Here is a 9167-nt window from a genome sequence, read left to right on the forward strand (position 1 = left end):
GCGGGGCGGGCGTCAGTCCTTGGCTGCGAGCTCCGGGACGGCGGTGTCGAGGGCGAGGGTGACCTGGTCCAGCAGGGCACGCAGCGCGGTGAGCTCCTCGACGGGCAGGCCGGTGGCGGCGAGCAGGCGGCGCGGCACCCGGCCGGCGCGCTCACGCAGGGCGGAGCCCTCGTCGGTGAGGCTGACGGTGACCGAGCGCTCGTCCTCGGGGCTGCGCTCGCGGCGCACCAGGCCGGCCGCCTCCAGCCGCTTGAGGAGCGGGGAGAGGGTGCCCGAGTCGAGCCTGAGGTACTCGCCGATCCGCTTGACCGGCAGGTCGCCGCGCTCCCAGAGGACGAGCATGACCAGGTACTGCGGGTAGGTCAGGCCGAGGTCCTTGAGCAGCACCCGGTAGACGCCCCCGAAGGCGCGGGAGGCGGCGTTCAGCGAGAAGCAGATCTGCCGGTCCAGGCGGAGCAGATCGGCGTCGTCGGGCAGGTCGGACGGGTCGGGCAGGTCACGCGGGTCGGACGGCTCCGTCGGCTCGGTCATGGCTCCATGGTAGCGACGGCGCACACGCGATTAAGTTGTGCGCAATTGAATTGCGTGCTCTACTTGTCCCGGCAGGCAGCCCGCCCGGGCCGCCGGACCGAGACTTCGCACCGCAGGACGGAAGGGAACGGACATGGACGCGCTCTACACCGCAGTCGCCACCGCCAACGGCCGGGAGGGCCGCGCCGTCAGCTCGGACGGGCAGCTCGACCTCGCCCTGGCGATGCCGCCCGGCCTCGGCGGCAGCGGGCAGGGCACCAACCCGGAGCAGCTGTTCGCGGCCGGCTACGCCGCCTGCTTCGCCAGCGCGCTCGGCTTGGTCGGCCGGCAGGCGAAGGTGGACACCGGCGACGTCTCGGTGACCGCCGAGGTGTCCATCGGCCGGGACGGCGAGGGCTTCGGCCTCGCCGTGGTGCTGCGGGTCGAGCTGCCGGAGGCGCTCGCGGGCGAGACCGGCGAGCTGCTGGTCAAGAAGGCGCACGAGGTGTGCCCGTACTCCAACGCCACCCGGGGCAACATCCCGGTTGAGCTCGTCGTCGAGTAGTCGGCGAGCCGGCCAGTCGGTCAGTCGGTCAGTCGGCTTGCCGATACCCGGTGGGGCCCCGTCGCGCAGGTACGCGGCGGGGCCCCACGGCGTCAGCCGGCCGGCCCCTCGGGCGGACGCGGCGGAACAGGCGGCGGGCCGGACGGCGGCGCGGGAGGCGGACCCGGCGGTCCACCGGGCACCGGCCCGCCACCCGCCTCGCGCAGGACCCCCAGCCGGTGCCGGTACTCCTCCGCGTCGATCTCACCGCCCGCGAACCGCTCCGCGAGCACCTGCTCGGGCAACGGCACCGGCGGCACCCCACCCGGCCCTGGTCCCGACCCCGACCCCGGACCCGACGGCCCCGCGGCCCACACCCCCTTGGACGGCGGCCCGGGCGTCCGCGACTGCCGAACCAGGACCACCGTGACGGCCACCAGCGCCAACAGCACGAGCAACAGCCCCAACGCCATCAGCCCCAGACCCCAGCCGCCGAACCCGTGTCCGTAGCCATGGCCGTTCCAGTACGTCATCACGACCTCCTCACCGCCCCGGCCGGCGGACGGCGGCCGTGACGGCCGGCCCGTGCCCGGGGCGATCGGCGCCTCACCACCATCGTGCGCCCCCGACCGTCGGAGCGACGTGAGAACCGGGCACCGCCAGGACGGGCGACACGGCTCGAAGCGACCCGCGACCACACGCCGACCGACACCCGGCGGACCGTAGATCCCGGGAGCCGGGCCCGCCCGAACCGCGCCGGGTACCGTTCGCCCCATGAACCACCACCCGCCGGCCGACGACCGCGAGCGCCTCGTCGCGGCCGGGGTGCTGCTCCGCTACCAGGACCACCGCCCCCACCCCTCCCTCGGCCACTCCCTCATCGGCTACGTCTCGACGGCGCTCTGGTTCGAGCTGACCGCGCTGGCCATCGCCCCCGCCGCGGCCGCGTCGACCGCGCACGCGCTGCTGCGGTCCATCGCCGCCGACGCGGTGGACGCCGCGCTCGCGCCGGGCAACGAGTCCGCGCCGCGCGACGACCTCTACGTCACGCACCCCGCGTACATCGGCCCGTACCGCCGGGTGGTCTGGTTCCAGCGCTCGGGACCGCGCGGCCTGATCACGGCGATGTTCCCGCCCGACCGCTGACCCAGGCCCCCAGCCCCCGGCCCCCATCCCCCGTCCCCCACACCGGGGTCACGTACGTGGCGACGGTCCGGGGTCAGGGTCGCCACGCTCGACCTGCAGGCTGTGGCAGGTCCAGGCGAGCCGCTCCGGCCCGAAGGCCGGCGGGCGGGCGTGGTAGGTGCCGTCCGAGACCGAGAGGTTGACGATCAGATAGGCGTGCCAGTCGGCGCCCACGCCCCGGCGGTCGGCGTGGACGAGGGTGTCGTCGACGAACCAGTCCACCGAGTGCGCGCCGAAGACCGTCCGGATGTCGAAGGTGGCGCCGGGGGCTATGCCCGCGTCCGCCCCGTGCCAGTACCGGTAGCCGCCCCGGACGTGGTTGGAGATCTCCAGCAGGTCCGGGTTGTCGGGGTGGTACTCGAACACGTCGATCTCGTTGCCGCCCTCCCGCCACGTCCAGATCGCCGGCCAGGCCCCCAGCTCGACGGGCAGCGTGACCCGCGCGCTCAGCGCGTCACCGGTGCGGACCTGGAAGCCCTCCGGGCTGCCCTCGGTGGTGAGCAGGTTGCACGTCCACAGGTCCCCGCCGAACCGCCGGGTCGCGGTGAACAGTCCGTCCGGGCAGTGGGCGCGGCTGAGGAAGTCGAGCTTGTGGTCGCCCCGGTTGGTCGGCCCCATCCGGGGATAGGCGCTGCTGCGCCCCGCGACCCACTGGCTGGTCGATGTGAAGTCCGCGTCGAACACGACGGCCACGGCTGCCTCCCCGGTACCCGGCGGCGCGGCGGCCCACTACCGCCGCACACGCTGGGTGAGATACCCGCCACGCTGCGCAGTATTCGAACCGGACGCTCCGGGTCCAGCCCAGTTCACGGTCAAGGGTGCGGGACGGGCCCGGGCGCGCGGGCGTGCGGGCTCAGAGGATGGGCGCAGGCGCGTCGTCCCCGCGCGCGTCACCGTCATGCGCGCCCCCCGGCCCGCCCGGAGCGCCGTCTTCGGGGCCCAGGCCGCCGAAGGAGTCGGCGCTCAGCCGGTCGGTCACCGACACCACGCCGTCGACCGAGCGGCAGAGGTTCAGCACGATCGCGACGAGGTGCGGCTCGGGCACGGTGCCACTGAGCACCACCCGCCCCTGGTCGACCTCGACGCCCACCTGGGAAGGGCTCACGCCCTCGACCCGGCCGAGCACCTCCTCCACGATCTCCCGGCGGATCACCCGGTCCTCGCGCAGGAAGACCCGCAGCAGGTCGCCCCGGCTGACCATGGCGAACACCCGGCCGTCCTCGTCCAGCACCGGAAGCCGCTTCACGCCGTGCCGGTTCATCAGCCGGGCCGCCGCGACCACGCTGGCGCCCGGGGTGGTGCACACCACCGGGCCGGACATCAGATCGGCGGCGGTGACCGCGCCGCCTGGGCCGGTCCGGGAAAGGTCCGGCGGCGGCATGTGGCTCCCCTGGTCCTCCTGGGCGGCCAGGGTGAGCAGCAGGTCCGCCTCCGAGACGATCCCGAGCGGCCGGCCGTCGCCGTCCACCACTGGCACGGCGGTGATGTCGTACTCGGCCAGCAACGCGACGATCTCCCGGAATCCGGTCTGGAGGGCGACCTGGACCACGGGACTGGTCATCACTGATTCGACGGTGGCATGCCGCACGCCGGTTCACCTCGTCCGAAGGCGTGGTCCGACCGGACCCCTGTCGTCCGATCGGCTGTACCAGGAGCATCTCCCCCGACCGGGCGATCCGCCAGGGGCCAAGGGGCTGAACCGGCGGGACCAAGGGCCTCCTCCTCCCTACGCGGATCCGACCCGGACCGGCCCGGCCCCACCCCGCCACCCGAAACCACCCCACTACGCCGTCCGGGCGACCCCACCCGCCCGATGCCCCCGCCACCACACCGGGAGCACCTGAGCGCCGCCGCCCGCAGAGGGCGCGTAGCGCGCCGACCATCGACGACCGAACACCAGAACACCGGCGAGCACACCGGTACCGGCCCGTTCCCGCCGGCTCCGCCCGAGCGGAGCGACGACCAGGGCTGACACCACGCCAGGCGGCCGTGACGGGCGCTGCGGTGACGGAGCCGGCCCGGGCGGTGTCAAGGAATCGATCCAAGGGCGAGTGGTTAGATCCGCCGCCGTCCCGACACATACAGGGCGGGATCCAAACTGGGGAGAGGCCTTGGGGGAAGAGGATGAGTTCCGGGCCGTCTACGGCGCGCACCACACAGCGGTCTACCGCTACGTCCGCCGGCGGGTGGCGCCGGGGGACGCCGCGGATGTGACGGCCGAGGTCTTCACCACGGTGTGGCGGCGCTTCGGGGACCGTCCCCGTTCGACGGTGCTGCCCTGGCTGTACGGCGTCGCGCGCAAGACCGTCGCCAACCACCTCCGTGCGCGGGAGAGCGCGCTGGCGGCGGTGCGGGCCGGCGAGTCGGTGACCGTGGCCACCGCGCGCGACGTGGGAGAGCAGGTCGCGGCCCGTGACGCCGTCCATCGGGCGTGGTCGGGGCTGTCTCCGGCCGACCGGGAGGTGCTTGCGTTGATCGGCTGGGAAGGCCTCCCGGTCAGGGACGCCGCCCGGGCCCTGGGGTGCGGTACGGCGGTGTTCTCGATGCGGCTCCTGCGGGCGCGGAAGCGGCTGCGGATGGCACTGGACGCCTTGGAGGCCGATTCCTCGCTGCCGGAGGCGACGGACACGCGGAAGGTGGAGGTGGAGCGATGAGTACGGCGAGGCGGGTCAAGAAGACGATGGCCGCGAGCGATCCGGCGGCCGGAGAGACGTCGGCCCCGGGCGAGGCCGAGGCGGTGCTCGAACGGATCCTGCACGACGTCGTGAGGGAGTCTGCGGAGGTTCGACCGGGGCGGGCCCGACAGCGGCGCCTGATCGTCGGCCTGGCCGCCGCCGCGACCGTGTCGGCGGTGGCGACGGCGCTGCTCGTGCTGCCGGGGGGCAGCGGCTCCGCCGAGGCCGCCACCCCCGCGCCGCTGGCGTACCACCTGACGGCGGAGCAGGAGTCCACCGACGCACGCACGCAACTCCTGCAGCTCGCCCGCACCGCCCGCGCGGCTGGTGAGACACCCCTCACCCCGCTGGGACTGCACTGGCAGCAGTGGTCGCTCAACACCCGCGACGACCGCGGGAAGGTCACCTCCCGCGTCGTCCCGTACGACTACGAGGTCCTCGACGGCCCGGCCGGCCTCGTCGTCAGACGGCGCAGCCTCGGCGGGTCGGACAGGACCCGCACCGACCCCTTCCACCCCACGCTCCAGGACGTCGGCACACCGCAGGACGGCCAGGCGCTGAAGGACTGGCTGCGCAGGCGCACCCCTGGTGTCGATGGGCCGGGAGGGACCTCGCAGGCGGTCCACGACCTGCTCGTCGAACGCGCCCTGACCGGCGGCCAGCGCGCCGCGGTGCTGGAGCTGATCGCCTCGCTGCCGGGCCTTGAGGTCACCGGGACCGTGACCGACCGGGCCGGCCGGGTGGGCGTCGCGTACTCCGCGAGCTCGGACGGGAGCGGCCTGCCCACCCGCTACACCTTCATCGTCGACCCGGGCACGGGCCGGGTCCTGGCCCAGGAGGAAACCCTCACCGAGACCGCGGGCCTGCTCAACGTCCCCATCCCCTCCGTGACCAGCTACAACGTCTACCTCGGCAATGCCGGCTGAGCACCCGGGCGGGACGGGTGGTGGGCGGGGGTGTCGGCCGGCGGGGTGAGGTCATGACGGGTCGCCGGGGACGGGCGGACAGCAGGCTGTGCAGGATCGGGCCGGCCGAGCCGCCGCCGGTGACGCCCTGTTCGACGGGCAGGTCGGCGAGCACCTGCGCCGTTCCCTCGGTGACGGTGGCCCGCATCAGGGCGCGCAGGCGGGTCATCACGGCCGGCGGGAGCGGCTTCGTCGAGGTCGCGGCACGACGGCCCGCATCGCCGTGGACGCCCTGTGCGGCCGCTGACGCCCTCGCCCGCCGGACGGCTCGTACCGGCTCGCGGCGGTCCGGACGGCGTGCCGAACCCGTCGGGCGCGGCCCCGGCGATCCCTGCTCCGGCGGCGCGGCGGGCACGCCGACCGGCGGCGCGCCGAGGAACGCCTCGCGGCCGCGGGGTTGGGCCGGATGGGCCAGGGGGCGGTGGTGGTGGCGGTGCGGGGCCGGTTGGGTGCGGAGATCATCGTGGCGTCCGTCGACCTTCTTCCGGGAGCCGCCGTGAGCGTTGCCGACAGTCCCGTTCGTGCCGGACCGCCGCGGTGTCTGGTCACCGGGGCCACCGGGTACATCGGTGGCCGGCTGGTGCCGGAGTTGCTCGGGGCGGGGTACGCGGTGCGGTGTCTGGCCCGGGACCCGGACCGGTTGCGGGACCATCCGTGGCGCGGCCGGGTGGAGGTCGCGGCCGGGGACGTGACCCGGGAGGAGAGCCTGGAGGGGGCCTTCGACGGGGTCGACGTCGCCTACTACCTGGTGCACGCGCTCGGTACCGGTGCCGGTTTCGAGGCCACCGACCGGGCGGCCGCGGCGGCGTTCGGGCGGGCGGCGGCCCGGGCGGGGGTGCGGCGGATCGTTTACCTGGGCGGGCTGGTCCCGGCCGGGGTGCCGTCCGGGCGGCTCTCGCCGCACCTGCGTTCGCGGGTCGAGGTCGGGCGGGTGCTGCGCGGCAGTGGTGTGCCGACCGCCGAGCTGCGGGCGGCGGTGATCATCGGCTCGGGGTCGGCCTCCTTCGAGATGCTCCGCCACCTGACCGAGCGCCTGCCGGTGATGGTGACCCCGCGCTGGGTGGACACCCGGATCCAGCCGATCGCCGTGCGGGACGTGCTGCGGCTGCTGGTCGGGGCGGCCGCGCTGCCGGCCGGGGTGAACCGGGCGTTCGACATCGGCGGGCCCGAGGTGCTGACGTACCGGCGGATGATGGAGCGCTACGCGGCGGTGGCGGGCCTGCCGCGCCGGCTGATCCTGGCCGTCCCCGTCCTCACCCCGCGGCTCTCCAGCCTCTGGGTCGGCCTGGTGACACCGGTGCCGGGCTCGATCGCCCGGCCGCTGGTGGAGTCGCTGCGGTACGAGGTCGTCCGCGGCGAGCACGACCTCGACCGCTACGTCCCGCGGCCGCCGGACGGCGCCCTCGGCTTCGACGCGGCGGTGCGGCTCGCGCTGCGGCGGATCCGGGACGCGGAGGTCGCGACCCGGTGGTCCTCCGCCTCGCTGCCCGGCGCTCCGAGCGACCCGCTGCCCACCGACCCGGACTGGGCCGGCGGCAGCCTCTACCAGGACGTCCGGGAGTTGCGGGTGGACGCCGATCCGGCCGCGCTGTGGCGGGTGGTGGAGGGGATCGGCGGTGAGAACGGCTGGTACTCCTTCCCGCTCGGCTGGGCCGTGCGCGGCTGGATCGACCGGCTGGCCGGCGGGGTGGGGCTGCGGCGCGGGCGGCGGGACCCGGCGCGGCTGCGGGTCGGCGAGTCGCTGGACTTCTGGCGGGTGGAGGAGATCGAACCGGGGCGGCTGCTGCGGCTGCGCGCGGAGATGCGGCTGCCCGGCCCGGCCTGGCTGGAGCTGGCGGTCGCGCCGGACGGGGCGGGTGGCAGCCGCTACCGGCAGCGGGCGCTGTTCCACCCGCGCGGGCTGGCCGGGCACGCGTACTGGTGGGCGGTGGCGCCGTTCCACGCCGCGGTCTTCGGCGGGATGGCCCGGCGGATCACCGAGCAGGGCGCCCGCGAACATCCAGGCGGCGGAGGCGAGCCGGCGGGCACCGGTACGGTCGGCGGCGAGGGCGGTGATCGTCATGGTCAGCACGGTGGNGGCGCCCGGGAGGTACTGCACCAGGACCAGCCGGCGGTCCGCCGCGTCCCGGGTGCGGCGGATGTGCCCGGCCCGCTCCAGGCGGTCGAGCATCGCGGTGACGGCGCCCGAGGAGAGGCCGAGTTCCTCGCCGAGCCGCCCGGGGGTGATGCCCGGCGACGCCCCGGGACCGGCGCGCATGATCGCGAGCAGGGCCTGGACGTCAGTGGTGTGCAGGCCGCTGGCGGCGGCGAAGCCGTGGCCGAGCAGGTTCATCTCGGAGGCGAGGTCCTGCAACAGCCGGCCGAGCTCGGGCGTGCCGTGCGACCCGTGCTGTTCCCCCTGCTGTGCCAAGGCCTGTTCTCCGGTTGCGTACGACGTCGGGCTAATCGGTTCAGCCTAACGGTGCCGCCCGCGCTCAGGAGATCCCCGGGCCGACGCGCTCGCCCTCCGGGTCCCGGTCCGGCGCCGGACGCTTGGCCGCCACGCGTCCGACGCGGGCCGGCCACCAGACCCGGTCGCCGAGGTCCCGGACCAGGGCGGGCACCAGCAGCGAGCGCACCAGGAGGGTGTCCAGCAGCACGCCGAAGGCCACGATGAAGGCGATCTGGGCGAGGAACGCCAGCGGGATCACGCCGAGCGCGGCGAAGGTCGCGGCCAGCACCACGCCCGCCGAGGTGATCACCCCGCCGGTGGCGGTGAGCCCGCGCAGCACGCCCGCCCTGGTGCCGGAGCGCAGCGCCTCCTCGCGGACCCTGGTCATCAGGAAGATGTTGTAGTCGACGCCGAGCGCGACCAGGAACACGTACCCGTACAGCGGCACCGAGGGGTCCACGGCGGAGAAGCCGAACACGTGCGGGAAGACCACCGCGCTCACGCCGAGCGTCGCCAGGTAGGAGAGCGCGACGGTGGCGGCCAGCAGCACCGGCGCGACCAGCGAGCGCAGCAGCAGGACGAGGACGGCGAGCACGCACAGCAGCACCACCGGCGTGATGAGGGTGCGGTCGCGCGCGGCGGTGGCGCGGGTGTCGTCCTGCTGCGCGGTGTAGCCGCCGACCAGCGCGTTCGCGCCGGGGACGGCGTGCACGGCCTTCCGCAGCCGGTGGACGGTGGCGATCGCCTCGTCGCTGTCGGCCGGGGCGGTGAGGGTGGCCTCCAGCCGGACCCGGCCGTCGACGACCAGCGGCGCACCGCCCGGTCCCCCGGCGGTGGTGGCGCGCACGCCGGCCACT

Annotated in this window: 9 protein-coding genes and 2 pseudogenes; 5 read left to right on the forward strand and 6 right to left on the reverse strand. The window is 75.1% G+C overall.

Features of this window, described 5'->3' with window-relative positions:
• Positions 1 to 12: 12 nt before the first annotated feature.
• On the reverse strand, positions 13 to 531 hold the full coding sequence (locus ABD308_RS20410; RefSeq protein ID WP_344337300.1) for a MarR family winged helix-turn-helix transcriptional regulator: 519 nt from the start codon (positions 529 to 531) through the stop codon (positions 13 to 15).
• 133 nt (positions 532 to 664) lie between these two features.
• Here ABD308_RS20410 and ABD308_RS20415 point away from each other — a divergent pair, with 133 nt between their 5' ends.
• On the forward strand, positions 665 to 1075 hold the full coding sequence (locus ABD308_RS20415; protein WP_344337302.1) for an organic hydroperoxide resistance protein: 411 nt from the start codon (positions 665 to 667) through the stop codon (positions 1073 to 1075).
• A gap of 92 nt (positions 1076 to 1167) precedes the next feature.
• Here ABD308_RS20415 and ABD308_RS20420 read toward each other — a convergent pair whose 3' ends face one another.
• Complete coding sequence (locus tag ABD308_RS20420; RefSeq protein WP_344337303.1) at positions 1168 to 1587, reverse strand: SHOCT domain-containing protein; 420 nt, start codon at positions 1585 to 1587, stop codon at positions 1168 to 1170.
• 241 nt (positions 1588 to 1828) lie between these two features.
• Here ABD308_RS20420 and ABD308_RS20425 point away from each other — a divergent pair, with 241 nt between their 5' ends.
• Positions 1829 to 2200 carry a hypothetical protein gene (locus ABD308_RS20425; RefSeq protein WP_344337304.1) on the forward strand — a complete coding sequence of 124 codons (372 nt, stop codon included), beginning with the start codon at positions 1829 to 1831 and terminating at the stop codon, positions 2198 to 2200.
• A gap of 48 nt (positions 2201 to 2248) precedes the next feature.
• Here ABD308_RS20425 and ABD308_RS20430 read toward each other — a convergent pair whose 3' ends face one another.
• Entirely contained in the window at positions 2249 to 2932 is a 684-nt protein-coding gene (locus ABD308_RS20430; protein WP_344337306.1) for a LamG domain-containing protein, read from the reverse strand.
• A 160-nt stretch (positions 2933 to 3092) separates the two neighbouring features.
• Positions 3093 to 3800, reverse strand: coding sequence for a CBS domain-containing protein (locus ABD308_RS20435; RefSeq protein WP_344337308.1), 708 nt, complete (start codon positions 3798 to 3800; stop codon positions 3093 to 3095).
• A 550-nt stretch (positions 3801 to 4350) separates the two neighbouring features.
• Here ABD308_RS20435 and ABD308_RS20440 point away from each other — a divergent pair.
• From ABD308_RS20440 to ABD308_RS20450, 3 genes and pseudogenes are all read left to right on the forward strand, one after another.
• A complete protein-coding gene (locus ABD308_RS20440) occupies positions 4351 to 4893 on the forward strand; it encodes an RNA polymerase sigma factor (RefSeq protein ID WP_344337309.1) in 543 nt (180 codons plus the stop codon).
• Positions 4890 to 5840, forward strand: a complete 951-nt coding sequence (locus tag ABD308_RS20445; RefSeq protein ID WP_344337310.1) for a hypothetical protein — start codon at positions 4890 to 4892, stop codon at positions 5838 to 5840. The genes ABD308_RS20440 and ABD308_RS20445 overlap by 4 nt, the downstream gene beginning before the upstream one ends.
• 535 nt (positions 5841 to 6375) lie before the next feature.
• Positions 6376 to 7881, forward strand: a pseudogene (locus tag ABD308_RS20450) (SDR family oxidoreductase); the annotation flags it as partial.
• Between the two features lie 159 nt (positions 7882 to 8040).
• Here the strand turns inward: ABD308_RS20450 and ABD308_RS20455 are convergent.
• Both ABD308_RS20455 and ABD308_RS20460 read right to left on the reverse strand, forming a co-directional pair.
• Positions 8041 to 8211, reverse strand: a pseudogene (locus ABD308_RS20455) (MarR family transcriptional regulator); the annotation flags it as partial.
• A 142-nt stretch (positions 8212 to 8353) separates the two neighbouring features.
• Positions 8354 to 9167 (reverse strand): MMPL family transporter (locus tag ABD308_RS20460; RefSeq protein ID WP_344337312.1); only part of this gene is annotated, 814 nt, incomplete at its 5' end.

Origin of the sequence: Kitasatospora putterlickiae, assembly GCF_039527695.1 — a bacterium.
Lineage (GTDB): Bacteria > Actinomycetota > Actinomycetes > Streptomycetales > Streptomycetaceae > Kitasatospora > Kitasatospora putterlickiae.